This window comes from Amycolatopsis sp. NPDC114505 (genome assembly GCF_055633615.1).
The window spans coordinates 1,272,800-1,298,270 of sequence record NZ_JBVKDV010000001.1; the positions used below are offsets into that span (position 1 = coordinate 1,272,800).

Annotated in this window: 22 protein-coding genes; 14 read left to right on the plus strand and 8 right to left on the minus strand. The window is 70.9% G+C overall.

What is annotated here, in order from left to right; all coding sequences use genetic code 11:
- The first annotated feature begins 38 nt into the window (after window positions 1-38).
- From ACZ7OU_RS06470 to ACZ7OU_RS06480, 3 genes are all read left to right on the plus strand, one after another.
- Entirely contained in the window at window positions 39-1,199 is a 1,161-nt protein-coding gene (locus ACZ7OU_RS06470; RefSeq protein ID WP_470254428.1) for an esterase-like activity of phytase family protein, read from the plus strand.
- A gap of 154 nt (window positions 1,200-1,353) precedes the next feature.
- Window positions 1,354-4,209, plus strand: a complete 2,856-nt coding sequence (gene leuS / locus ACZ7OU_RS06475) for a leucine--tRNA ligase (RefSeq protein WP_470254429.1) — start codon at window positions 1,354-1,356, stop codon at window positions 4,207-4,209.
- A 90-nt stretch (window positions 4,210-4,299) separates the two neighbouring features.
- Complete coding sequence (locus ACZ7OU_RS06480; protein ID WP_470254430.1) at window positions 4,300-5,037, plus strand: SDR family oxidoreductase; 738 nt, start codon at window positions 4,300-4,302, stop codon at window positions 5,035-5,037.
- 5 nt (window positions 5,038-5,042) lie between these two features.
- Here the strand turns inward: ACZ7OU_RS06480 and ACZ7OU_RS06485 are convergent, their stop codons facing one another.
- The gene (locus ACZ7OU_RS06485; protein WP_470240162.1) at window positions 5,043-5,780 is read right to left on the minus strand and encodes a TetR/AcrR family transcriptional regulator; all 738 of its coding nucleotides are present in this window, start codon (window positions 5,778-5,780) and stop codon (window positions 5,043-5,045) included.
- Between the two features lie 72 nt (window positions 5,781-5,852).
- Entirely contained in the window at window positions 5,853-6,173 is a 321-nt protein-coding gene (locus ACZ7OU_RS06490) for a hypothetical protein (protein WP_470254431.1), read from the minus strand.
- A 284-nt stretch (window positions 6,174-6,457) separates the two neighbouring features.
- On the opposite strand from ACZ7OU_RS06490, the gene ACZ7OU_RS06495 reads away from it, so the two are divergent.
- The 8 genes from ACZ7OU_RS06495 to ACZ7OU_RS06530 all read left to right on the plus strand — a co-directional run bounded on the left by ACZ7OU_RS06495 (window position 6,458) and on the right by ACZ7OU_RS06530 (window position 14,630).
- Entirely contained in the window at window positions 6,458-6,979 is a 522-nt protein-coding gene (locus ACZ7OU_RS06495; protein WP_470254432.1) for a YbaB/EbfC family nucleoid-associated protein, read from the plus strand.
- Window positions 6,980-7,006: 27 nt separating this feature from the next.
- On the plus strand, window positions 7,007-7,330 hold the full coding sequence (locus ACZ7OU_RS06500) for a hypothetical protein (RefSeq protein WP_470254433.1): 324 nt from the start codon (window positions 7,007-7,009) through the stop codon (window positions 7,328-7,330).
- Complete coding sequence (locus tag ACZ7OU_RS06505; RefSeq protein WP_470254434.1) at window positions 7,323-8,306, plus strand: WXG100 family type VII secretion target; 984 nt, start codon at window positions 7,323-7,325, stop codon at window positions 8,304-8,306. Before ACZ7OU_RS06500 ends, ACZ7OU_RS06505 begins: the two co-directional genes overlap by 8 nt.
- 43 nt (window positions 8,307-8,349) lie before the next feature.
- The gene (locus ACZ7OU_RS06510; RefSeq protein WP_470254435.1) at window positions 8,350-9,369 is read left to right on the plus strand and encodes a hypothetical protein; all 1,020 of its coding nucleotides are present in this window, start codon (window positions 8,350-8,352) and stop codon (window positions 9,367-9,369) included.
- 307 nt (window positions 9,370-9,676) lie between these two features.
- Entirely contained in the window at window positions 9,677-10,546 is an 870-nt protein-coding gene (locus ACZ7OU_RS06515) for a ribokinase (RefSeq protein ID WP_470254436.1), read from the plus strand.
- 28 nt (window positions 10,547-10,574) lie between these two features.
- Window positions 10,575-11,312: a hypothetical protein gene (locus tag ACZ7OU_RS06520; protein WP_470254437.1), complete on the plus strand. Its 738-nt coding sequence runs from the start codon at window positions 10,575-10,577 to the stop codon at window positions 11,310-11,312.
- Window positions 11,305-12,972, plus strand: coding sequence for a phosphoenolpyruvate--protein phosphotransferase (ptsP, locus tag ACZ7OU_RS06525; protein WP_470254438.1), 1,668 nt, complete (start codon window positions 11,305-11,307; stop codon window positions 12,970-12,972). The genes ACZ7OU_RS06520 and ptsP overlap by 8 nt, the downstream gene beginning before the upstream one ends.
- 257 nt (window positions 12,973-13,229) lie before the next feature.
- The gene (locus tag ACZ7OU_RS06530; protein ID WP_470254439.1) at window positions 13,230-14,630 is read left to right on the plus strand and encodes an MFS transporter; all 1,401 of its coding nucleotides are present in this window, start codon (window positions 13,230-13,232) and stop codon (window positions 14,628-14,630) included.
- A gap of 73 nt (window positions 14,631-14,703) precedes the next feature.
- Here the strand turns inward: ACZ7OU_RS06530 and ACZ7OU_RS06535 are convergent, their stop codons facing one another.
- On the minus strand, window positions 14,704-15,372 hold the full coding sequence (locus tag ACZ7OU_RS06535; RefSeq protein ID WP_470240173.1) for a DUF1707 SHOCT-like domain-containing protein: 669 nt from the start codon (window positions 15,370-15,372) through the stop codon (window positions 14,704-14,706).
- 90 nt (window positions 15,373-15,462) lie between these two features.
- Between ACZ7OU_RS06535 and ACZ7OU_RS06540 the strand changes: the two genes are divergently transcribed.
- On the plus strand, window positions 15,463-16,491 hold the full coding sequence (locus ACZ7OU_RS06540; protein WP_470254440.1) for a hypothetical protein: 1,029 nt from the start codon (window positions 15,463-15,465) through the stop codon (window positions 16,489-16,491).
- A 3-nt stretch (window positions 16,492-16,494) separates the two neighbouring features.
- On the opposite strand, the gene ACZ7OU_RS06545 is transcribed toward ACZ7OU_RS06540, so the two are convergent.
- Genes ACZ7OU_RS06545 through ACZ7OU_RS06555 form a run of 3 tightly spaced genes read right to left on the minus strand, consistent with a single transcriptional unit; the run spans window position 16,495 to window position 19,519 of the window.
- Entirely contained in the window at window positions 16,495-17,127 is a 633-nt protein-coding gene (locus ACZ7OU_RS06545; RefSeq protein WP_470240789.1) for a response regulator, read from the minus strand.
- A 20-nt stretch (window positions 17,128-17,147) separates the two neighbouring features.
- On the minus strand, window positions 17,148-18,284 hold the full coding sequence (gene macS, locus ACZ7OU_RS06550; RefSeq protein WP_470254441.1) for a MacS family sensor histidine kinase: 1,137 nt from the start codon (window positions 18,282-18,284) through the stop codon (window positions 17,148-17,150).
- The gene (locus ACZ7OU_RS06555; RefSeq protein WP_470240176.1) at window positions 18,281-19,519 is read right to left on the minus strand and encodes an AI-2E family transporter; all 1,239 of its coding nucleotides are present in this window, start codon (window positions 19,517-19,519) and stop codon (window positions 18,281-18,283) included. The genes macS and ACZ7OU_RS06555 overlap by 4 nt, the downstream gene beginning before the upstream one ends.
- 235 nt (window positions 19,520-19,754) lie before the next feature.
- Between ACZ7OU_RS06555 and ACZ7OU_RS06560 the strand changes: the two genes are divergently transcribed.
- Window positions 19,755-20,669 (plus strand): hypothetical protein, encoded by a 915-nt coding sequence (locus ACZ7OU_RS06560; protein ID WP_470254442.1) that lies wholly within the window; start codon window positions 19,755-19,757, stop codon window positions 20,667-20,669.
- 185 nt (window positions 20,670-20,854) lie between these two features.
- Window positions 20,855-24,016, plus strand: a complete 3,162-nt coding sequence (locus ACZ7OU_RS06565; RefSeq protein WP_470240178.1) for a beta strand repeat-containing protein — start codon at window positions 20,855-20,857, stop codon at window positions 24,014-24,016.
- Window positions 24,017-24,203: 187 nt separating this feature from the next.
- On the opposite strand, the gene ACZ7OU_RS06570 is transcribed toward ACZ7OU_RS06565, so the two are convergent.
- Together ACZ7OU_RS06570 and ACZ7OU_RS06575 are read right to left on the minus strand one after the other, a co-directional pair.
- Window positions 24,204-24,974 (minus strand): dioxygenase family protein, encoded by a 771-nt coding sequence (locus tag ACZ7OU_RS06570; protein WP_470254443.1) that lies wholly within the window; start codon window positions 24,972-24,974, stop codon window positions 24,204-24,206.
- A 68-nt stretch (window positions 24,975-25,042) separates the two neighbouring features.
- Entirely contained in the window at window positions 25,043-25,435 is a 393-nt protein-coding gene (locus ACZ7OU_RS06575; protein ID WP_470255889.1) for a MarR family winged helix-turn-helix transcriptional regulator, read from the minus strand.
- Window positions 25,436-25,471 lie beyond the last annotated feature (36 nt).

Below are 25,471 nucleotides of genomic sequence, written 5' to 3' on the forward strand. Positions count from 1 at the left end.
CAACCTGGCGGATACCCTGATCGACTGTGCTACAGGCCATGTCACCGCGCGTACTGCCCACTGTGTTGACCGCTGCCCTGATCGGGGGACTCGTCGCCGCGACACCGGCGAGCGCTACCGAAAGTCACCAGCGGCCCGTCCGTCTGCTCGGCGAGCAGATCGTCCCCAACTCCCTGCTCTTCCAAGGCACGGTGGTCGGCGGCCTCTCCAGCATCGACTACGACCCCCGGACCGGCGGATACGCCCTGATCTGCGACGACCGGTCCGCGATCAACCCCGCCCGCTTCTACACGGCGACCTTCCCGGTGTCGGCGAACGGCGTCGGCCCGGTGACCTTCACCAGCACGAAGCCACTGCTGCGCCCGGACGGCACGCCGTACCCGCCGCTCGCGCAGAACGACCCGTCGAAGCCGCAGAACGAGCAGACGATCGACCCCGAAGAGCTGCGCGTCGACCCGTGGACCGGCGACTACTACTGGTCGCAGGAGGGCGAGCGCACCGCGACGACGTTGATCGACCCGTCGATCCGCGAGGCGCGCCGCGACGGAAGATACGTCCGTGACCTGCCGATCCCGGCGAACGAGAAGATGACGCCGACCGCGGGCCCGCGGCAGAACCTCGTGCTCGAGGGCCTCACCTTCACCGGTTTCGGCTCGCTGATCGCCAGCGACGTCGAAGGCCCGCTCCTGCAGGACGGCCCGGAGTCGACCCGCACGACCGGCGGCGTCTCCCGGATCACCCTGCAGTCGCGCTTCGGCCCGGTCCTGGCGCAGTACGCGTACCCGCAGGAGCCGATTTTCGCGTCACCGGTCCCCGCTGGCGCGTTCGCGACGACCGGCGTCTCCTCGATGCTGGCCGTCGACCAGGCCGACCCGACGAAGTTCCTGATGATGGAACGCTCGTTCGTCACCGGCGTCGGCAACAAGGTGCGCGTCTACGAGATCGACACGAAGGGCGCGACGAACGTCCTGAACGTGAAGTCCCTGGCCGACGCGAAGCACGTCAAACCGGTCAAGAAGCGGATCCTCTTCGACGCCGCCGACCTCGGGCTGTCCACTGTGGACAACCTGGAGGGCATGACGTGGGGTCCGAAGCTGCCGAACGGCGAGCGCAGCTTGATCATCGTCAGCGACAACAACTTCTCGGCCACTCAGGTCACCCAGTTCGCCGCACTGGCAGTCCCCTCGGAACGGCTTTGACCAGCAAGTTACGATGAACGTGTGAACACGGCTCGGCTGCTCCTTAGCCTGCCGCGCTGACCGGGCCCGGCCCGGCCGGCGCGGCGACCCCTCATGCCCTGGTGGCTGAGGGGTCGAGTTGTTTCTGGAGTGGCGAAACCGAAGGATGACGGCGATGACTGAGGCGACCGGGACCGACGTCCCCGCGCACCGCTACACGGCCGCGCTGGCCGGCCAGATCGAGCAGCGCTGGCAGGACCACTGGGCCGACCAGGGGACCTTCCACGCGCCGAACCCGGTCGGGCCGCTCGCGGTCGAGGGGCAGCCGGTCCCCAGCGACAAGCTGTTCGTCCAGGACATGTTCCCGTACCCGTCGGGCTCCGGCCTGCACGTCGGGCACCCGCTGGGCTTCATCAGCACCGACGTCTTCGCCCGGTACCACCGGATGATCGGGCGCAACGTGCTGCACACGATGGGCTTCGACGCGTTCGGCCTGCCGGCCGAGCAGTACGCGGTCCAGACCGGGCAGCACCCGCGCAAGACGACCGAGGAGAACATCCGGACCTACCTGCGCCAGATCCGGCGCCTGGGCCTGGGCCACGACGAACGCCGTCGCATCTCCACGATCGACCCCGAGTACTACCGCTGGACGCAGTGGATCTTCCTGCGGATCTTCAACTCCTGGTACGACACCGAGGCGGGCAAGGCCCGGCCGATCGCCGAGCTGGAGGCCGCGTTCACCGACGGTTCGCGCCCCACGCCGGACGGCCGTGACTGGGCGTCGCTGAGCGCCGCCGAGCGCAAGACGATCATCGACGACCACCGGCTGGTCTACATCTCCGAGGCGCCGGTCAACTGGTGCCCGGGCCTGGGCACGGTGCTGTCGAACGAAGAGGTCACCGCCGACGGCCGCAGCGAGCGCGGCAACTTCCCCGTCTTCCGCCGCAACCTGCGCCAGTGGATGATGCGGATCACCGCGTACGCCGACCGCCTGGTCGACGACCTGGACCTGCTGGACTGGCCCGAGAAGGTCAAGTCCATGCAGCGGAACTGGATCGGCCGCTCGCACGGCGCCCGCGTCACCTTCAAGGCGGGCGAAGACGCGATCGAGGTCTTTACGACCCGTCCGGACACCCTGTTCGGCGCGACGTACATGGTGCTGGCGCCGGAACACCCGCTGGTCGACAAGCTGACGTCGGCCGAGTGGCCGTCCGACGTGGACGAGCGCTGGACCGGTGGCGCCGCGACGCCCGCCGAGGCCATCAAGGAGTACCGCGTCGCCGCCTCCCGCAAGTCCGAGCTGGACCGGCAGGAGAACAAGGAGAAGACCGGCGTCTTCACCGGCGCGTACGCGACGAACCCGGTCAACGACAAGCAGATCCCGATCTTCGTCGCCGACTACGTGCTGATGGGCTACGGCACCGGCGCGATCATGGCCGTCCCCGGCCAGGACGTCCGCGACTGGGAGTTCGCCGAGAAGTTCGGGCTGGACATCATCCGGACCGTGCAGCCCTCGGAAGGCTTCGACGGCAAGGCGTTCACCGGTGACGGCCCGGCGATCAACTCTCGGCAAGAAAATGGACTCAGCCTGGATGGCATGGACGTCGCCGAGGCCAAGAAGACGATCATCGACTGGCTGGCCGAAAAGGGCGCTGGCGTCGGCACCGTGCAGTTCAAGCTGCGCGACTGGCTGTTCTCGCGCCAGCGCTACTGGGGCGAGCCGTTCCCGGTGGTCTACGACGAGGACGGCGAAGTCCACGCCGTGCCCGAGTCGATGCTGCCGATCGAGCTGCCCGAGGTCGCCGACTACTCGCCGGTGACGTTCGACCCCGAGGACCGCGACTCGATGCCGTCGTCCCCGCTGGCCCGCGCGACCGACTGGGTCGAGGTCGAGCTGGACCTGGGTGACGGCCCGAAGACCTACCGCCGTGACATCAACACGATGCCGAACTGGGCGGGTTCGTGCTGGTACCAGCTGCGCTACCTGGACCCGACGAACGCGGAGACGTTCTGCGCGCCGGAAAACGAGGCGTACTGGATGGGCCCGCGGCCCGGCGAGTACGGCGCGGACGACACCGGCGGCGTCGACCTGTACGTCGGCGGCGTCGAGCACGCGGTGCTGCACCTGCTGTACTCGCGGTTCTGGCACAAGGTGCTGTTCGACCTGGGCCACGTGACGTCCAAGGAGCCGTACCGGAAGCTGTTCAACCAGGGCTACATCGAGGCGTACGCGTACACGGACGCCCGCGGCGTCTACGTCCCGGCCGAGCAGGTCGAGGAGCGCGGCGGGAAGTACTTCTTCAACGACGAAGAGGTCACCCAGGAGTACGGCAAGATGGGCAAGAGCCTGAAGAACGTCGTCACGCCGGACGAGATGGCCGAGAACTACGGCGCCGACACGTTCCGGTTCTACGAGATGTCGATGGGCCCGCTGGCCATGTCGCGCCCGTGGGCGACCAAGGACGTCGTGGGCGCCCACCGGTTCCTGCAGCGGCTGTGGCGCCTGGTCGTCGACGAGACGACCGGCGAGCTGCGAGTGTCCACTGAGGACGCTTCGGAGGCGGACCGCAAGGTGCTGCACCGGACCATCTCGGGCGTCCGCGAGGACTACGCGGAGATGCGGTTCAACACGGCCGGCGCGAAGCTGATCGAGCTGAACAACCACGTCACCAAGGTGTACGGCGCGGGCGCGTCGACGCCGCGTGAGCTGGCCGAGCCGCTGGTGCTGATGCTGGCGCCGCTGGCCCCGCACCTGGCGGAGGAGCTGTGGCACCGGCTGGGCCACGCGGATTCCCTGGTGCAGGGCCCGTTCCCGGTGGTGGACGAGAAGTACCTGGTCGAGGACTCGGTCGAGTACCCGATCCAGGTCAACGGCAAGGTCCGCTCCCGCGTCACGGTGCCGGCGGACGCCGCGCCGGACGCGGTCCAGGCGGCGGCGCTGGCGGACGAGAAGGTGGCGGCACTGGTCGGCGGGGGCACTCCGCGCAAGGTGATCGTGGTGCCGGGCAAGCTGGTCAACATCGTCCTGTAGCGCGCTGTCGGAAAGCCGCCGGTACTGCTTGCGTGTTCTCGATTTGATTGAACGGTCAAGGAAAACCGTTCGATCGAAGGAGAACCGGGGATGACCCTCGACGGCAAGGTGGCGCTGGTGACGGGCGGCAGCCGTGGCATCGGCGCGGCCACGGCACTGCGGCTCGCCGAGGACGGCGCCGACGTCGCGCTGACGTACGTGAACAACGCCGCGCGGGCGGCCGAGGTGGTCGAGCAGATCAAGAACCTCGGCCGTCGCGCGCTGGCGATCCAGGCGGACTCGGCGGACGCTTCCGCGGTGTCGGCGGCGGTTTCGGCGACGGTCGCCGAGTTCGGCCGGCTGGACGTGCTGGTCAACAACGCGGGTGTCGGTTTCGTCGGCGCTTTCGGCGAGACCGCGCTCGAGGACGTCGACCGCGTGCTGGCGGTGAACGTCCGCGGCGTGTTCGCGGCGACGCAGGCCGCGGCCGGCGTGCTGGGTGACGGCGGCCGCGTGATCACGATCGGCAGCTGCGTCACGGACCGCGTGCCCGGCCCAGGCATGGCGCTGTACGCGACGAGCAAGGCGGCGATGGTCGGCCTGACCAAGGCACTGGCGCGGGAGCTCGGCCCGCGCGGCATCACGGTCAACCTGGTCCACCCGGGCCCGACGGACACGGACATGAACCCGGCCGACGGCCCGTACGCGGCCGACCAGCGGGCTCTGACGGCGTTCGACCGCTACGGGACCCCGTCCGAGGTGGCCGCCGCGGTGTCCTACCTGGCTTCGCCGGCGTCCGCGTACATCACGGCGGCGACGCTGTCGGTGGACGGCGGCCACGCGGCCTAGCCGTCCTAGCCGGAGTAGAGCCCGATCTCCCGGGCGAGGTCGATGAGCATCGCCTCGAACAGGACGTCCGGCTTCGACATGGGGATCGGGTAGTTCCCGAAGACCTCGAGCGTGACGTGCCCGTAGAGCCGGGCCCAGAACTGGATCATCAGGTACGTCACGCCGAGGTCGATCTTCTCCACCGGCACCTGCCGATCGGACTCGGCAAGCACGCTGACCAGCGATTCCTGGAACGTCTGGAGGTCGTCCCGCAGCTCGTCGGGCACCCCGCTGGCGGACGGCAGCACGATGTCGGTCCGCGCGAGCACCCGCCCGGCGGCGGCCAGGAAGATGCGCCCGAAGGGCTCGTCGACCCGGCTCAGCGCGGACCCGGCGGCGGACCCGACGCCACCGGTCGGCGACGCGAAGACCAGCGTGAATTCCTTCGTGTGGGTGAGCGCCCACCGCCGGAAGCCCTTGCAGATGGCGAACAGCCGCATGATCCCGTCGTCCGGCAGCTCGGCGATGTCCTCCGCGAGCTCGTCGGCCAGATCGGCGCAGACGTCCAGCCGCAGGTTCTCGACGAGGTCATCCCGCGACTCGTAGTACCGGTACAGCGCGGGCGCGGTGATCCCCAGCTCCCGCGCGATGGCGCGCAGGGTGACCGCTTCGGGCCCCTGCTCGACGAGCAGCTTCCGAGCGGTCCGCCGGATGTCCTGTTCGGTAGCCGCACGCGCGCGACCCCTCCGCGTGGGGTGGCTCATCCGAACAGTCTAGGTGCTTACTACGACAAGTCTTGCATTAACGCGATCTCCGCCGTAACGAAAAGGTGCAGCTCAGGCCCGCGCCTTGAGATTGGTCAGCACGGTGTCGGCCACGCCGCGCCCGAGTTCGCACGCGTCCTTACCCGAATCGCTGCCCAAAACGAGAGAGATCGAATAGGCCAGTTCGTCCGAGACCCCGACGACGATCACGCAGCTGCGTTGGCCACTGGCCCCCACGTCGACGTAGCCGACAGCCGGATAGCCCTGGATCGGCGCCAGGTCGTCGACCCAGCGGCTGGCCTTCGGCTTTTCGACCTTGTAGGTGAGGCTGAGCCCCTGCCCGGTCTTCGTCTCGTAGGCGATCAGGATCCCGGCGCAGGCCGACGCCCGCATCGCTCAGAACCTTGCCGAGCCCTCACCGCCCGACTGGACGGCCTGCGCGATCTCCGACCCGACGTGCTTCGTAGCGTCGAGCATGTCGCCGAACAACCCCACCGAACCACGCTCCCCACGCGTTCGAGCACCCCTCGTGCGTCACGGACAATACCTCACTGATTACTCAACGTGGGAAGACTTGACCAGCCCGGGTGGGGAAACCGGAAGTGCCTCAAAACTGTCGGACCGGTGTGCCACACTCGGTCGCCGTACGGTTACTGACGTGAACAGGGGAGGTTCGCGTGACGAACCCTGAGCAACTGCTGGCGGGTTTCGAGGCCAGGATCGCCGAGGCCAAGCAGCGTGGCGACCGCATGCAGGCCGAGCTGGCCACGGTCTCCGTGTCCGAGCGCAGCCAGGACGGCCAGATCGCGGTCAAGGTCAACCACCTCGGCAACCTCGTCGGCCTGGAGATCGGGCACGGCGTGCGGGAGAAGGCGAACCTCGCCGACGAGATCCTGCGGACTGTCCGGCGTGCGCAGAGCGGACTGGCGAGCGCCGTCCAGACCGGGATGCCGTCGATCGCCGGCACCGAGACCATGAACGAGCTGGTCGGCCAGCTCCACCGCGAGTACCCGGAACCGGAGCCGCAAGGGTTCGTGGACGGCGGCTACGCGGCCCCTGCCACCGATGGGGCGCGCTTCATCGTGGAAGAGGAATCGCCACCGCCGGCGAAGCCCGAGCCGAATCCCGCCCCGCCGCGCCGGGAGCCCGGGAACGGCGCCGACGACGACTACTTCAGCGACGGCGACTACCTGCGCTGACCAGGGGCAACGGGGGAGGAGAAGACGATGAACAACCCACAGCCGGACATCCGGGTCAAGCCGGAGCAGTTGCTGGACCACGCGAAGAAGCTCGAACCGTTCGTCGACCGGTTCGCGAAGACGCTGGACGCGGCCGCCCAGGTGGTCGACCCGATGGCGTTCGGCCTCATCGGCCAGGCCTGCGGCCTCGGTGCGCTGTGCGGCGTCGCCCAGACCCTGGGGAGCGACTCCATCGGCCACGCGAAGAACGTGGCCCAGGAACAGATCGACCGCGTCCGCACCTGGTCCCAGCACGTCGACTGGTACGAGCAGGACGTCAAGGCGAACTTCGAAGGAATCCGCCTTGACTGAGAACTCGTTGGTGACCGACGCGAAGAAGAAGGTCGACGAAGGGTCCTCGGCGCTCGAAGGCGCCGGGATGGCGCAGGACTTCTGGGACGCGGCGACGAAGGCGGCCGACGGCGACTGGACGGAAGGCCTGCTCAACCTCGGTTTCGGCGCCGCCGGTGTTGCGGAGTTCCTCCAGGACCCGATCGCGGGTCTGGCCAGCATGGGGCTCGGCTGGCTGATCGAGCACGTCGAATTCCTGCGTGCCCCGCTCGACTGGGTGACCGGGAACCAGGAACAGCTCGACATCATGCAGGAGACCTGGGGAAACATCAGCGACGAGATCGACGCGGTCGCCAAGGACCTCCTGGAGACGGTCAAGGCGGACAGCGCGGAGTGGACGGGCCAAGGCGCGGACGCCTACCGCGCGTTCACGGCCGAGCTCGGCGACATGTACTCCGGGGTCGCCGGTGGTGCCAAGGCGATCTCGGTCCTGATCGACGTCTGCAAGAGCATCCTGAACGTCGTGCGCAGCGTGCTGCGGGACCTTCTCACCGAATGCATCGGCAAGCTGATCAGCATCCTCATGCGCTACCCGGGGCCCGCCGCGCCCGCGGGCCTGGCCGGCGAAGGCACGGTCGAGATCGTCAAGACCGGCGAGCGGATGACGGAGTGGCTGCGGAAACTGATGCGTGCCTTCGAAAAGGGCATCAAGCAGTTCAACGACCTCAGCGGGCTCTTCAAGAAGGTCGGCGGCAAGCTGCTCGAAGCCTTGCGGGACGCGGCTCGCGCGGCTCCCGGCATCTTCAAGGACGGGCTCAAGGAGCTGCCCAAGGCTCTCGGCGAAGAAGCCGGGAAGGAAGCGGGCAAGAAGACCGCGGGCGCTTACGACGAGGCCGACAAGAACTACCGCGAAAACCACTACAACGAAAAGAAGCCCGCGGTCGCCGAGCCGGTCTTCCAGCAACAGGGCGGCCGGCGCATCTCCGGGTCGATCTAGCGCCGTGGTGTCGACGACTCCCGGTGAGCCGGAAACAGCCGTGGTGCGAGTCCGGCTGCCGATCCACGACCCGCCCGCCGAACTGAGGAGGGCGGCCGGGTGCATGGCGTTCTTCGGCGTCGTGTTCGCCGTCGCGGCGGGCCTGCTGGTGTGGGCACGCAGCGAAGACCCGGTCGTGTACTGGGTCGCGCCCGTGCTCGGCGTGCTGGCGTTGCTGTGCCTGTGCTTCAAGCCGATCCTGGGGCGGTACATCCGCCGCAACGGCGCGATGGTGACGGCCAGGGTCGAGTTCGGCCCCGACGGGTTCCGGCAGCCGCTCGAAGACAAGACGACGCTCGTCCTGCCGTGGGATGACGTCCGCCGGTTCGTCTTCCGGGAAGGACAGCCGGAAGACCGGGTCGCACTGGCCGTTCTGCTGGTGGACGACGATGCGCTCCGGAACCTGAACCCCGATTGCCGGCACAGATCGGAGGACGGCTTCATCCTGACGTCGGCGATGGCCCGGGAAGAGGCCGAAAAGGCGTCGGCGGCGATCGAGCGGTACCGGCCGGGGCTCGGGCGCTGGACCTCCAAGAACGTCCGGCGCGGCGGCTTCGGCGTGCCGAACCCGGTGAAGGGGCTGGTCAAACGCTGGCGCGCCGACCAGCCGGGAATCCCTGTCCGCGCCGAACAATCGTCGGCCGTCCGGCTGGTCATCCTGTGGACCGCCTGGCTGACCGTCATCGCCGACTTCGTGGCGCCCGCGTTCTACGACATCCCGCCGGGAATCCCGCTGCCGGTCGCCGTGGCGATCTGGGTGCTGCTCTACCTGACGCGTTATCGGGGCGACCTGGGCGAATTCGCCCTGACGGCCGACGCGATCACCTGGCGCCCCAAGGAAGGCGACCCGGTCTCGGTGCGGCGCGCCGACCTCGCCCGGCTGACTGTCGAGCCCTCGGCGCAGCAGGCCACCCGCCGGTACGTCGCCGTTCACGCGGTTCTCCGCGACGGTGAGGATCGGCCGCTGGCGGTGAAAGTCTCCCCGGGTGCCGCCAAACACGTACTGCGGCTGGCCGTCGCATGAGCCGGCCGTCGGGGCGCCGCCGACGCCGATCACTCGGGGGGCTACGTGATCGGCGCCGGCGACATGATGCCCTGTCCGGCTCGCGCCGGCGGGGCACCGTCACCGCGGCTCGCGTGGTGACGCACCTGGAGAGCGGGACCGGTCCGCGTAGTGACGGCCGGGGGAATGACATCCCCCGATCGAGTGACGGTCATCCGCTGCTCGCATGATTGTCGCACTCAACGCCGGATAAGTTACAAAAACCTTCACTTTCCTCTTCGGCACCCTTCCCGACCTGGTCGGACGGCTTTCGTGGGACAGTGCGGGGATGAACTCCGACGTCCTCGTTGTGGGATCCGCCAATGCCGACCTCGTCGTCGCGGTGGACCGGCGGCCGGCAGGTGGCGAGACGGTGCTGGGCGGCGACACCGTGCTTTCGCCGGGCGGCAAGGGCGCCAACACCGCCGTCGCGGCGGGCCGGCTCGGGGCGGACGTCGCGCTGCTCGGGGCCGTCGGGGACGATCCCTATGGTCGGCTGCTGCTCGATTCGCTGCGGTCCGCCGGGGTCGACACCGGATTGGTCCGGACCAGCGAGCGGCCGACCGGCATCGCCTACATCACCGTGACCCCGGACGGTGAGAACGCCATCCTCGTCTCCCCCGGCGCCAACTCGAGCCTCGAGCCCGCGGACGTCGACGCCGTCTTCGACGGGGTCGAGATCATGGTGGCCTCACTCGAAGTGCCGCTGCCGACCGTCGAGCACGCTGTCGCGCGGGCGGCCGAGAAGGGCGTCAAGGTACTGCTGAACCTGTCGCCGGCGGCGAAGCTCGCCCCGGACACGCTGGCCAAGCTCGACGTCCTGCTCGTCAATGAACACGAAGCCGCGTGGCTCACCGGGCCCGGCGAGGACTTCCGGAAGCTGCTGGACCTCGGCCCGCGCGCCGCCGTCGTCACGCTCGGCGCGGCCGGTGCGGTCGTCGTGGAGAAGGACAGCGCGACCGAAGTCGGGTCGCCGAAGGTCGAAGCCGTCGACACGACCGGTGCCGGGGACGCCTTCGCCGGTGCGCTCGCGGCGTCGCTCGCCGACGGCACCGATCTCGTCTCCGCGGCGAAGCGCGCGGTGCGCGTGGCGGCCTTCAGCGTGACTCGGCATGGCGCGCAGCCGTCCTACCCGACCGCCGCCGACCTGGGGGAATGATCATCCCGGCCCCGGTGTTCTACCTCACATGGGCGACTCGTTCGGTTCGGCCTGGTGGCGTGGCTACGCCGCCCAACTGAGGGCGATCGCGGAAGCGCGCCGGCCCGACCACCTCGCGATCATGCCGCTCGGGGAAACCCTGAAGGCGCTCGGCAAGCAGACCGAGGTCGACGAAGGCGTCTACGACGTCCCGCTGGAGGGCATCGTCGGCACGGTCGCCCGCGCCGGCGACTTCGACCGCGAGTTCCGGCCGCGCAACCGCGCGCTGCGCGATCGCTGGGACCGCCTGACGCAAACTTCCGCCGACCTTCCGCCGGTGCGGCTCGTGCGCCTGTCCGACATGTTCTTCGTCGACGACGGTCACCACCGCGTCGCCATCGCGCGTGCCCGCGGCGCCACGAAGATCCGCGCGCGGGTCCGCTGGATCAGCACGGTCGCCTGCGCGCTGCGCTGCCTGACGCTCGCGGACCTGCCGTCGAAGACCGCCGAGCGGATGTTCCTCGAGCGCGTCCCGCTGCCGGACGACGTCCGTCTCGGGCTGTGGCTCGACGACCCGGAGGACTGGTTCCGGCTCGCCGATTCGGCCGAGGCCTGGGGTTTCCGCCGTATGCTGGCCGGACGGCCGGTGCGCAGCCGCGGCGAACTGGCCGACGCCTGGTGGCACGAGGAGGTCCGGCCGGTGCTCGAACAGGTACGTGAGCGGGGCTTGCGCCCGCCACCACGAGATATCCAGACGTATCTGAGCTATGGTCTAGACCATGTCTGAGTTCGATGCCGCCTCCGCGGGGAAGAGTGCGTCGGCGGGGACCCTTTCCGGGGTCGCCGTCAGCCCCGGCCGTGCGAGTGGTCCCGTCGTCCGCGTCGCGGAGCCGCTCGGCGAGCCCGCCGCCACTCCCGCCCCGGCCGACCCCGCCGCCGAAGCCGCCCGGATCGCGCCCGCCGCCGCGATCGTCGCCGGCCGGCTCGAGAAGCAGGCCGAGACCGCCACCGGCGAAGCCGCGACGATCCTCATCACCACCGCCGCGATGGCGGCCGACCCCGCGCTCGCGTCCCAGGCCGAGCAGCTGGTCAAGACGCAGGGGCTGCCCGCCGCGCGAGCCGTCCACCAGTCCGCCGAAGGCTTCGCCGAAGCGCTGGCCGCCGCGGGTGGGTACATGGCCGAGCGCGTCCGCGACGTCCGTGACGTGCGCGACCGGCTGGTCGCCGAGCTGCTCGGCATCGCGCCGCCGGGAGTCCCCGAGCTGGCGTCGCCGAGCGTGCTGGTCGCGCGCGACCTGGCCCCGGCCGACACCGCGGGCCTCGACCCGGCGAAGGTGCTCGCCCTGGTCACCGAAGAAGGCGGCCCGACCAGCCATACCGCCATCCTCGCGCGGGCGCTGGGCATCCCGGCCGTCGTCGCCGTGCGCGGATTGCTGGCGCTGGACGCCGAAGCGCTCGCCGTCGACGGCGACGCGGGCACCGTCGAGGTCGCCGACCCGTCGGCGCCGGTCGTGACGGCGACGAAGGCTCAGCTCGCCGAGTGGAACGGCACGGGCGCGACGGCCGACGGCCACCGCGTGAAGGTCTACGGCAACGTCGGCTCCCCGGCCGATGCGCAGGCCGCGGCGGACGCGGGCGCGGAAGGCGTCGGCCTGTTCCGCACCGAGTTCTGCTACCTGGACGCCTCGGCGGAACCGTCGGTCGCCGAGCAGCGCGCGGCGTACACGGCGGTGCTCTCGCCGTTCCGCGGCAAGCCGGTGATCGTGCGGACCCTGGACGCGGGTGCCGACAAGCCGCTGGTCTTCCTTTCCCCGGAAGCCGAGCCGAACCCGGCGCTCGGCGTGCGCGGGCTGCGCGTGGCGTTCGACCGTCCCGAGGTGCTGGACCGCCAGCTCGAGGCGATCGCCGGCGCGGCGGCGGACTCCGGCGCCGAGGTTTCGGTGATGGCCCCGATGGTCGCGACGGTCGAGGAAGCCGCCTGGTTCGCCGAGCGCGTCCGCGCCGCCGGCATCGCCCGGGCGGGCGTGATGATCGAGATCCCGGCCGCGGCGCTGAGCGCCCGCGAAATCCTCGAAGCCGTCGACTTCGTGTCCGTGGGCACGAACGACCTGGCCCAGTACACGTTCGCGGCGGACCGCCAGCTGGGTGCGGTGGCGAAGCTCAACGACCCGTGGCAGCCCGGCCTCCTGCGGCTGCTGAAGCTGATCGGCGACGCGGCCAAGGCCACCGGCAAGCCGGCCGGCGTGTGCGGCGAAGCGGCGGCGGACCCGAGGCTGGCGCTGGTCCTGGCCGGTCTGGGCCTGACGAGCCTGTCGATGAACGCTCCGGCGGTCCGCACGGTGGGCGCGAGCCTGGCGTCGGTGACACTCGCGGACTGCGAGGCGCTGGCTGAAGCGGCGTTGGCGACGTCGGACCCGGCGGCGGCCCGCGCGGCGGCTCGCCCCTGATCGGCGTGGGGACGGGCGCCGCCCCCCACTTTCAGTCTATCGGCCGTCACCGACAGTGCTGATCTGTGCGAACCTGGGTTCGCGGAGTTGTCCCCGATGCACGAGGGGTGTGGACAACCTGACCTGAAGCCGTGGAGGCCGCCTTCTCACAGGCGGCCTTCACGGCTTTCCGCCGGAAGATCCCGGCCGGCTGTCGATTTCGGCGGGGCCCGCTCGACGCAGTGGTGGAAGCACCACCGAGCCGAGAGGAACCAGCCATGACCACCACCGCTGAAGCGCCGGTCGGAGCCCCGGCCGAGACGGCGAGGGCCGGGCGCCGGGAGTGGATCGGCCTGGCCGTGCTGGCCCTGCCCACCCTGCTCGTCTCGCTCGACGTCTTCGTCCTCGTCCTCGCGCTGCCGAAGCTCGCCGCCGGGCTGCACGCCGATGGCACCGAACAGCTGTGGATCATGGACACCTACGGCTTCATGGTCGCCGGGTTCATGGTCACCATGGGGACCCTCGGCGACCGGATCGGGCGCCGGAAGCTGCTGCTCATCGGGGCCGCCGCCTTCGGCATCGCGTCCGTCGGAGCCGCCTTCGCCACGACGCCCGGCATGCTCATCGCCGCGCGGGCCGTGCTCGGGATCGCCGGGGCGACGCTCGGTCCGTCGACCCTCTCCCTCATCGGGACCCTCTTCAAGAACCCGCAGCAGCGCTCCCAGGCCATCGGGATCTGGGCCGGCTGCTTCACCGTCGGCGCCATCATCGGCCCGATGGTCGGCGGTGTCCTGCTCGAGCACTTCTGGTGGGGCTCGGTCTTCCTGCTCGGCGTCCCCGCCATGGTCCTGCTGCTGGTCATCGGCCCGAAGCTGCTGCCCGAATACCGCGATGAGCAAGCCGGCCGGCTCGACCTGCCCAGCGTCGGCCTCTCGCTCGCCGCGATCCTGCCCGCTGTCTACGGCGTCAAGGAACTGGCTCGCGACGGCGTCCACCCGGTCCCGCTGGCGGCGCTGGTCGCCGGACTGGCCGTCGGGTACGTCTTCTACAAGCGGCAACGCGCCCTGCGAGACCCCCTGGTCGACTTCAGCCTCTTCGCCGCGAAGGCCTTCCGGACCACGCTCGGCGGGATGCTCCTGTTCAGCATGCTCGGCGGCACCACGATGCTGTTCACCGCGCAGTTCCTGCAGGTCGCGCAGCACCTCTCGCCGGTCGGGGCCGCGCTGGGACTGCTGCCCGGGATGGCCGCCTCCACCGTCAGCTTCCTCGCCGCGCCTCACCTCGCGCGCCGGGTGAAGCCGAACGTCCTGATCGCCGGTGGGGTCGCCCTCGCCGCGGCCGGTATGGCGATCCTCGCCCTCGTCGACCCCGCCGCCGGGCCGGCGTGGCCCGCGCTCGGGTTCGCCGTGACGTCGCTGGGCGTCGGGCCGATGGTCGCGCTCGGCACGGATCTCGTCATCGGCTCGGTTCCGCAGCGCAAGGCGGGCGCCGCCGCGTCGCTGGCCCAGACCGTCAACGAGTTCGGCTACGCCTTCGGCATCGCGACCGTCGGGACCCTGGGCAACGCCGTCGTCCGCGCGCACGGTCTGCCCAGCGGGCTGCACGTCGTCGCTGCACTCGCCGCCGTCGCGTTCGCCGTCCTCGTGGGCTTCGTCGCGAGGAACCTGCGGGCCGCCTGAACAGCGCGAAGGCCTCCCCACCCGATGCCTGGGTGGGGAGGCCTTCTTGACGCCGGGGGCAGAGGGGCCCCGGCTAGCCGAACAACCCGCGCCGCGGGTGCCGGATGACCAGCGAACCGCCGTGGACCCGGCCGCTCAGCACGAAGCGCGGGTTCCCCGCGTGCCCGTTGCTGCGCGTCTTGTCCTCCAGCGAGCCGAACTTGACGTCGGTGATCGAGTTGACGTCGACCGCCGCGTGCTCCGGGATGATCACCTCGACCGAGCCCCACTTGGCGTCCAGTTCGATGTGCACCACCGGCGACTGGACCTGGGCCTCGGTGAAGTCGAGCTTCGTCGAGCCGTACTTGTTCCGCACGACCATCTCCGGCGGCACCACCCACGGTCCGCTGCGGACCAGCGACGAGTACTTCGCGTTCAACTCGAAGCGCCGTCCGGGCGAATAGCTGCCGGTGTAGCCCACCGGCGGAGGCGCGTACGCCGGCGCGGCGGCGACCGCGGCCGCCGGGTGGTAGAGCCCGGCGAGGTCGGCCAGCACGGCGTTCAGCTCGCCGCGGGTCCGGGACGCGAGCGCACGGTCGGTGCGCTCGGTGAACTCGTCGAGGTCGATCATCCCGCGGCCGATGGCCTTCTGCAGCACCCCGATGACGTGCTCGCGCTCGTCGTCCGACACCCGAAGATCGCGTTCGCCCAACGGCTTGGTTTCGGTCATCGGTTCCGCCGCCGCGGTCTCTTCCTCGCCCATGTCCATGATGGTAGAACCGGATTTCACCAGGGAGATCGGGGGAAAACCCTGAACGGACCCGTAGTTCGCGGCGCCGCCGTCTGCGCGGCCTTGGTTCTGCTGGCCGCGTGCACCGCCGAAGCGCCCACACCACCGCCACCGGCCACGAGCACGACGCCGACCGCCCCGCCGACGCTGCCCGAGGGGCTCGCCGGGGTGCCGGCGACCGGCGGCATCGGCATCACGGCCCTGCTCCCCACCACCGGCCCGACCCTGTTCGACGCCGACCGCGGCCCGGTCGGCACGCCGCCCGGCTATCCCGGGGGCGACACCGGGATGAGCGTCCTGCGGGTCGGGAAGTCCGCCGTCCTGATCGCCTATCCGACCGGCACGACCGACCCGCTGGAGGCCTTCGTCTACACCGGTCCCGCGAGCCCGCCGCGGTCGCTCGGCCACGCCTGGTCGGTGGCTCCCGCCGTCGACGGCGAGAGCGTGTGGGTCATCCGGCCGGACGCGCCCGACGCGTGCCGACTGCAGCGCGTCTCGCTCTCCGGCAGCGAGCTCGGCCACGGCCAGCCCGCCAGCTGCCGCACCGAGGTCCGCGCCGGGACGCCGCACGGCCTGCTGATCACCATCGACTCCGGCGCCGCCGAATCGACGGACGCGCTGATCGACCCGGAGACCGGCCGCACGGTCCAGCAGGCGCCCCGCATCCTCGGCATCGGCGGTGACTGGATGCTCCTCGACGGCCTGACCGACCTCACCCTGGTCGACCTACGGGACAACAGCCGCAAGCAGCTCAGCCGGCCGGTGATCGCGCGGACGCCGACCGTCGTTCCCTCCCGTGACGGCGGGGTCTGGGCCGTCGACTTCGCCAACCCCGCCTACCGCGGCACCAGCACGCAGGCCCGTGACCTCTGGTTGCTGCGCCCGGACGGGCCGAGCTGGGAACACGCCGCCGCGATGCCGTTCATCACCGAGCACCTCAAACGCGGCGGCGGTTTCGACTGGTCCGAGGCCGGTGACCTCGTGCTCGCCGACGGCGTCCTCGCCGCGTGGCACCCCGGCGAACCCCGGTGGCGGCTGGGCAAGGCGGCGCTCCCGACGAGCGTCTGGTCGGGGTTCGCCGTGCTGCCGTAGCGGCTACTCCTCGTCGAGGCCGTGTTCGATCGCGTACCGGGCCAGCTCGACGCGGTTGTGCAGCTGCAGCTTCCGCAGCGTCGACTGCACGTGGTTCTCGACCGTGCGGTGCGACAGCACCAGGCGTTCGGCGATCTGCCGCGCGGTGAGCCCCTTCGCGACCAGGCGCAGGACGTCCGTCTCGCGCTCGGTCAGGCGCGGCGGCTCGGCACCTTCGGCCGGCGCGTCGGCCATCCGCCGGTACTCCCCGAGCACCAGCCCGGCCAGTCCCGCGGTGAACACCGGGTCGCCGGCCGCGGTCCGGTGCACCGCGTCCACCAGCTCCGCCGCCGACGCCGACTTCACCAGGTAACCGGACGCGCCGGCCTTCACCGCCTCCAGGACGTCCTTGTGCTCGCCGCTCGCGGACAGCACCAGCACCTTCGTCGACGGCAGCGCCGAGGTGATCTCGCGGGTGGCGTCCACGCCCGAGGTCGTGCCGAGGTTGAGGTCCATCAGCACGACGTCCGGCAGCACGGTCTTCGCGATCCGCAGCGCCGCGGCGGCATCCGGGGCGGTCGCCCGCACGTCGAAGCCGTGCTCGGTCAGGTCGCGGGCCACCCCGTCGCGCCACATCGGGTGGTCGTCGACCACCATCACCGAGATCCGCTCGTCGCTCACTTCGCACCCCTCGTGCTCGGCACCTTGACCTCCCACTCGGTGCCCCGGCCGGGCCCGGTGTCGAGGGTCGCGCTCCCGCCGAGGTCGCGCACCCTCCCCCGGATGGATTCCACCACACCGAGGTGCCCGTCCGCGGCCGCTCGCTCGAGAACTCCGTCCGGAATGCCCGGTCCGTCGTCGCGGATGCTGACGACGACTTCGCCGCCGAGGTCTTCCAGCAGCACCCAGGCCTGTGCTTGGGGGCCCGCGTGCTTCTCCACGTTCGAGAGCGCTTCGCGGGCTATCGCGACGAGCTCATCGGTGACGTGGGCGGGCAGCTCGACGTCGTCCGCCGGGGTCGAGACCTGCACCGACGACGTCGCGAGCAGCTGCAGTGCGGCGCGCAGGCTCGCCGTGCCGCTGTCGTTGGGCGCCGCCGGTTCGGTCGTCACCAGCGACCGCAGCGCGATCTCCTGCTCGCCGGCCAGCTTCGCCAGCTCGGCCGCTTCGCCGCCGACCTCGTTGCCGCGCTTGCGGACCCGGGCCAGCACCTGCAGCACGCTGTCGTGGATCGACCGGGCCAGCCGCTCCCGCTCGGCCGTCGCCGCTTCCTTCCGCAGTGCCTGCTCCAGCCGGGCCGCGGACCGCCTGCCCATCGTCGCGGCCATGCCGACCAGCAGCCCGGCGGCGGCGAGCAGGACGCCGTCGCGGGCGACGTCGAGGTCGAACTTCTCCCGCGCCAGCCCGGTCGCCACGCCGAGGACCAGCCCGGCCAGCGCCCCGCCGACCGCGCCGAACCGCGCACCGGCGGCGACCGCGGGCACGGCCGCCCACACCGTCGTGATGAGCGGGACGTTCAAGGCGAACTGCGCGTCGCTGAGCACCCACGGCGAGGTCAGCAGCAGCGCGGTGGTGAGCACGAGGTCGAAGACGACGAGCGCCGGCGGCCGGGTGCGCTCGCGCAGGTAGAGGAAGCTGCTGACGACCGACCACGCGGCCATCACGCCGAGGATCGTCCACGCCAGCCACTCGCGCTGGTAGTGCCCGCTCTGGACGATCACCGTGCCGAAGGCGAACGCCCAGGTGAGCACGCGGAACGCGAGCACGCCGCGCCACATCGGCGTGATCGGGTCCGGTGACCGCCGGACGGTCACTTGCCGTCGCGCTTCGGCGGCTCGGCCGTCGAAGCGTCGGCTTTGGCCTCGGCGACCGTCGCGATTTCGGCCTTCGACGACCCGGGTTTGGCGTCGTTCGGCTGCGCGGCCTGGTCCTTCAGGACGTTCACCTCGGCCGGGTCCGGGTTGGTCTCGTGCAGCAGCGACCGGACGCCGGCGTTCAGCACGGCCAGCAGCGGCACGGCCAGCAGCGCACCGGGGATCCCGCCCGTCACCAGGCCGGCGGTGATGGCCAGGACCACGGCGAGCGGGTGCAGCTTCACCGCGCGGCCCAGCAGCAGCGGCTGCAGGACGTGGCTTTCCAGCTGCATCACGCCGATCACGATGGCCAGCACGATCACCGCGCCGATGAAGCCGTTCGTCACGAGGGCGACCAGGACGGCGACGCCGCCGGTGATGACGGCGCCGATGATCGGGATGAACGCGCCGATGAACACCAGCGTCGCCAGCGGGATCACCAGCGGCACGCCCATGATCCACAGCCCGATGCCGATGCCGACGGCGTCGACCACGGCCACCGCGGCGGTCGCCCGCACGTAGCTGACCAGCGACGCGAACCCGCGCCGCCCGGCGACGTCCACGCGGTTGCGGACCCGGTTCGGCACGGCGCGGACCAGGAACGTCCAGATGCCCTCGCCGCCGCTGAGGAAGAAGATCGTGATGAACAGCGTCAGCAGGAAGCCGGTGAGGATCTCGCCGACGGTGCTGGCCGTGGTCAGCGCGGTCGTCGTGATGGACGCCTGGTTGTTCTGGATGAACCCGATCGCCTGGTTGATGAAGTCCTGGATCTGTTCCTGGCGCAGGTGCGGCGGGCCGTTGAGCAGCCACTCCTTGATCTGGTTGAGGCTGTCGTTGAGCTGCTTCTGCAGCTGCGGCAGGCCGGAGGAGAACTGGGTGATGACGAACGTCAGCAGGCCGCCCAGCACCGCCAGCCCGGCGATCAGCACGATCGCCGTCGCCAGCCCGCGCGGGAACTTCACCGCCACCAGCTTCTGCACCGCCGGCGCGAGCAGCGCGGACAGCAGCAGCGCGATGGACAGCGGGATGATGACGACGGACAGGTAGCCGATCACCCACACCACGGCGTACAGCGCGGCGATCACCACGATGAACCGCCACGCGAGCGCCGCGCTGATGCGCAGCCCGCGGGGGATCAGTCCCGTGATGTCCTCGTGCTCCGGCAGGAACGGGTCTTCGCGTCGCGCGTGGCTCACCGCCACACCGTACTGGCTGGACCGTCCGATTCGGCCGCATTCGCGCCGTCGCGTCCGACACCGATCACTGCCAGGCGTGATCACCCGCCGTCAGACCGGGCTACACAGTGTGTCGTTCACACGATGGGGGCATCAAGTCGCGTCAAAGGTGCGCGGCGCGTCCCGGGTTTGGTTAGGTCGCTTCCGCAACGCAATGTTGCCGATCGATCACGAACTCAGCACGAGGAGACGACGAGTGGCGAACACCGCGACGAACGAGGGGCAGGGTGCCAAGCGCGCCGGCCGTCTCGTGTCGCGTGCGCTCCTCGTGCTCGGTGGCGCGGTGGCCGGCACGGCCGCCGCGTGGCTCGTCTCCGGTGCGACCGCTTCCGCCGACACCGTCGACGTCGGCACCGCCCCGATCACCGAAGCCGCGGCCGGCAGCCTCGGCGACGTCAACAGCGGCGCGTCGAGCGCGGCCAGCGACGTCTCCGAGTCGAGCTGCCACCAGGACGTCACGGCGTGGAGCGAGCCGTGCGCCCGCACCCTCGGCCACGAGGTCTCCGACCGCGTCAGCGACTCGGTTTCGGACCTCGCCGACGACGCCGTCGTGAGCCCGGCGCACCGCACCCTCGGCGCGGTCGAGCACATCGTCCGCAAGCCGCAGGACACCCGCCAGGTCCTCGAGCAGACCATCACCCCCGAGCCGGCCCACGACGTGTGGCAGCTGCTCGACCCGGCCGCCCACGGCGACCTGGTTTCGCTCCCGGGGATCGCCCCGGTCGAGCAGGATCCGGTGACCACGGGCCTCGGCCAGACCACGGACACGGTCGCCGTCTCGACCGTCCAGCTCCCCGCCGCGCTGCGAGCCATGCTCGCGATGCCGACGGGTGTCCAGCACGTTGACGGCATGGGTGCCGCGGGCGAGTCCCGCGACGGGCACCGCGATCTGCCGTCGACGCTGGTTCCGGCGCAGCTTCCGGTTGCGCCGTCTGTTCCCACCGCCCCGGGTGGCAGCTCTGCCCCCGGTGGCCACCTCGACGGCTTGAACTTCGGCGTCCCCTCGTGGGTCTCCGCTGCCGTCAGCGATGCCGCCGCCAGCGCTTACCGCGGCGGCCTGCGGCACACGCCGCGCACCCCGGGCACGCAGCCCGGTGTCACTCCTGACTGAACACCTCCCTTCACGGGTCGCTGACGCGCCCAAGTCCGTCTTCATCTGACGGCTCTGCGTCCGCGGAATTCCCGTGACACGGCGGTGCGCTTTTTCGCGCCCGCAGAAGTTCCATCCCCCCTCGGTGCGTATTAGCGCACCCCCATAAGCCCGCAAGGGAACCCGAAATAAAGGAGAAACACCCCATGCAGACGTGGGCAAAGCGCGGACTCCAGACCGCACTTGTCACCGGTGGACTGCTGATGCTGGGCACCGGCATCGCTTCGGCCGACGAGAACGTCAACCCGGACGCCCCGGCGTCCCCGCTCGACCTGAACGTGACGGCTCCCATCCAGGAAGCCAACAACGCGGTCGGCACTCCCTTCGGCCAGCTGGACCTGCCCGCCGGGCAGACGGAGCTGAGCACCAAGCCGGTCACCAACGCGGCGAACGAGGCTGCCAAGCAGCTCGACGAGGCCAGCCCGATCAGCCAGAGCACCCTCGGCGGTGCCACCAAGGCCGACGGCGCGGGCGCCTTCACCCCGGGGCACAACAACCTCAAGGGCAACAAGGTCACCGGCGACGTCGTCGTCCCGATCCAGATCGTGGACAACGCGGTCGGCGTGATCGGCGACGCGAACGTCGAGGGCGGCGACCACTCGCAGACCTGGGACCACAACCAGGACATCGCGACCACGGGCCAGGACTCCAGCCTCGCGGGCAACGCGGTCGCCCTCGACTGGGCGCTCCCCGTGCAGATCGCCGGCAACGGCGGCGGCGTCGCGGGCGGCACCGGCCGGGTGACCGGTGGGTCGGCCAGCCAGAGCACCACCGAGACCGGGAACGTCGACACCAACGGCGACGGCTCGTCCCTCTCCGGCAACGTGGTCGCGGGCCAGCTCGCCACCCCGGTGCAGGTGACCGGCAACGCCGCGTCGTACCTGCTCGGCAACGGGCAGAGCCACGGCTACTCGGCCGACACCGTCGCGACCTCGGGCGGCTCGCTGCTCAGCTCCGGCGACCAGAGCGCCGGATCGGGCAACGTGGTCGGCGCGCCGATCGCCCTGCCGGTCAAGTTCAACTGCAACTCGGGCGCCGTGTGGGGCTCGCTGTCGAACTCGGACGGCTGCAACACCTCCGCCGACGCCACGGCCGGGGACACGCGCGAGGGCAGCCTCGGCATCCCGACCTACCTCGAGACGAGCGGCAACGACTCGTTCCTGTCCGGCAACGGCGGGGCGGCCTCGCTGTCCCCGATCGCGAACGTCGCGGGTGTCGCGGGCTCGTGGATCGGCAACGCCTCGGCGGGCATCCCCGAGACCGGCAGCTCCTCCAGCACGGTCGACTCGGGCGGCTTCGTCAAGACCGCCGGTGACAACGCGAGCGGGTCGGGCAACGTCCTGAACCCGTCGGTCGCGCTGCCGGTCGAGGCCTTCGGCATCGGTGGCACCTACATCGGTCAGGCCAACGCCGCGCACGACAACACCACCGACGCCAACGCGGGCGACGGCAGCTACACCAAGGGCAACGACTCGGTCCTCGGTGGCAACATCGTCAACACCCAGACCGCGGGCGCGCCCGAGGTCTTCGGCATCGGCGGAAGCCACATCGGCAACGCCTCCGGCACGGCGACCGAGGACAAGACGGTCACCGCCGGGAACTACGACGGCACGCAGGGCAACGACTCGTCCGGCTCGGGCAACGTCGTCCAGGTGCCGGTCGGTCTCCCCGCCGAGGTCTTCGGCGTGGGCGGCTCCTTCATCGGCCAGGGCTCCGGCTCGGCCGACGAGACCAAGGTCGTCTCCGGCGGCGGCGGTGGCAGCACCCACGACGACAACGGCTTCCTGAGCTCGAACCTGGGCACCGTGCCGGCTTCGCTGCCGGTGCAGGTCGCCAACATCGGCGGCGCGTTCGTCGGCCAGGGCCACGGCAAGGGCTCGACCGACACGACGTCCAACGCGGGCGGCGACGTCACGGCGAACGGCCCCGCCGGCGCCGGCGCCGGCAACATCATCGAGGCCCCGGTCTCCCTGCCGGTGCTGGCCGCCGGCAGCGGTGCCGCCCTCGCGGGCATCGGCACCGGTGAGAACGACAACATCACCGACTCCTCGGCGGGCGGCGACGCCCTCACCGACGGTCAGGACGGTGCGCTGGCCGGCAACATCGTGAAGGCCCCGGTCGCGGGTGCCGCGCAGCTGTTCAGCGACGGCGTCGCGGGTGCGGCCCTGGGCCACGGCCTGGGCACGAGCGACACCACGTCGCAGGCCGGTGGCGACGCCACCACCAACGGTGACCGCGGCAGCGTGGCGGGCAACATCATCGGCGCGGACGCGCTTCCGGTCGCGCAGGTCTTCGGCGACGCCGTCAGCGCGGCGGGTGTCGCCAGCGGCACCGGGATCAACACGACGTCCGTGCAGAACGCGGGCGACGACACCACCTCGGGTGTCGAGGGCGCCATCTCCGGCAACATCCTCGACATCCCGGCCACGGCGATCGCGCAGCTGTTCGGCGACGCGGTGACCGTGGGCGGCGTCGCGCACGCTGTGGGCGACAACACGCTGACCACGCAGAACGGCGGCGAGCCGGTCACCGAGGGTGACGGGTCGAGCCTGTCGGGGTACAACTTCTACCACGACATCGTGGCGCCGGTGCAGATCTTCGGGGTGCCCCTCGAGCTGCTGGGTGTCGCGACCGCGGACGCGACCGACATGACGAGCATCAACGGGGAAGCCACCGACGTGGCGGCCGACGCGATCTCGAACCCGGTCGAAGGTTCGGAGCTGGGTGCCGGCGAGCTGCCCTCGCTGACCGGGCTGGCCAGTGGCCTGCCGACGGCGGGGCTGCCCACCGATGGCCTGTCCGCGCTGCCGATGGCCGTTCCGGCGCAGCGCGCCGACGTGCCGGTGAGCCCGATGGCCGGGCTGCCCCACCTGCCGACCGCGGGTGGCCTGCCGGGCCTGAACGGGCTTTCGGGCCTGGGCGGTTCCCTGGCCGGCGGCGGCGAGCGTGCCGACCTGCCGACCGGTGGCCTGCCGGTGCACATCCCGGCCTTGAGCGGCGGCCTGCTGCCGACCCTCCCGGCGCTGGGTGGCACCGAGCGTGCCGACCTGCCGACCGGTGGCCTGCCCGTCGCGCTGCCGGCGCTGCCCGCCCTGGGTGGCGGCGTCCCGACGCTGCCGGTCGCCCTCCCGGTGACCCCGGCGCTGCCGGCCGCCCCGGCCGCGCTGCCCGCCGCCCCGGCCCTGCCGGTGAACGCGAAGCTGCCGGTGCTGGACAGCGCGGCCCCGGCCGCGCAGGTCCCGGCGATGTCGGGCCTCGACTCCACCGGCTTCCTCGCGAAGCTGCTGGGTCTGGTCAAGCGCAAGTAGTTCGGTGACAGCCGGGCGGGTTCAGCCAGAACTCGCCGGGCCCTCCCACTCCGCCAGGCATTCCACCGCGCCGCGAGGTCTCCTCGCACGGAGTGCCTGACGAGCGAAGAAAGCTCTCCTTCCCTGGAGAGGACGAGCCCCAAGAGCCGAATCCGGTCCTTGGGGCTCGTTCGCGTTCGCGGGAAGGTCAGGAGAACTGCAGCGACCGCTTCGCCAGGCCGTGCCAGAACCCGTCGATGACCGTGCGGCCGGACTTCTCCTCCGCGGTCGCGCCGAGGGAGACGAACAGCGGCGCGAAGTGCTCGATCCGCGGGTGTGCGAGTGCGGCCGCCGGTGCCTTGTGCCGGAAGTCGAGCAGCGCGTCGACGTCGCCGTCGCGCACCACCTCGTCGCCCCAGTGGTCGAACTCGGCCGACCACGCGGGCGGTGTCCCGTCGGTGGCGCGGGCCATACCGCTCAGGTTGTGGGTGAAGAAACCGCTGCCGATGATCAGCACGCCTTCGTCGCGCAGCGGCGCGAGCTTGCGGCCGAGGTCGAACAGCTCCTGCGGGTCCAGCGAGGGCATCGAGACCTGCAGCACCGGGACGTCGGCGTCCGGGTACATCTCGACGAGCGGCACGTAGGCGCCGTGGTCGAGGCCGCGCTCCGGCGCGTCGTGCACCGGTGTGTCGGTCGAGCGGAGCAGCTTCCGCACCTTCTCCGCCAGCTCCGGCGCTCCCGGTGCGGCGTACTTCACCTGGTAGTAGCGGTCGGGGAAGCCCCAGAAGTCGTACACGAGCGGCACGGTCGTCGTGGCCGCGATGGTCAGCGGCGCCTCCTCCCAGTGCGCCGACACGACCAGGATCGCGCGGGGCTTCGGCAGGTCGGCCGACCAGGCGGCGAGCTGGCGGGTCCACGTGGTGTCGTCGGCGAGCGGCGGCGCTCCGTGGCTGAGGTAGAGGACCGGGGTGCGGGTCATCGACGGCTCCAGTGCTTGAAAGTTCAACTACTAGGATACCTGACGCCCGCGCTCTCCGGGATATTCCTTCAGTGACCTTCGAGGTTGGCCGCGCATCGCTCCAGAGTGCGGACCGTCGTGCGGTAGTCGTCGTCGCTGATCCCGTCGGTCACCGCGGCGCGGAACGCTTCGACACGCTTCTCGACGCGGGCGTGCGCTTCGCGTCCCGCTTCGGTGAGTTCGCCGCTTTCGGTGACCCAGCCGCGAGCCCGGAGGTCGGCCACCTTGGTGACCATCGACCCCTCGGCGGCGACGAACGGCGCCAGTGCCGAGTCGACCTCCTCCGGCGTGCGGGCACCGAGGGCGATCGTGTTGAGTACCTGCCAGTGCCGGCGGCTCAGCGACTCGGCGTCGAGGGCCTTGGCCATGGAAGATTCGAGAAGCTCGTGGACGTGGCGAAGCCACCAGCCGAGGGGTTTCATGAAGACTCCGAACATGTCGATGAACAACTGCATGTA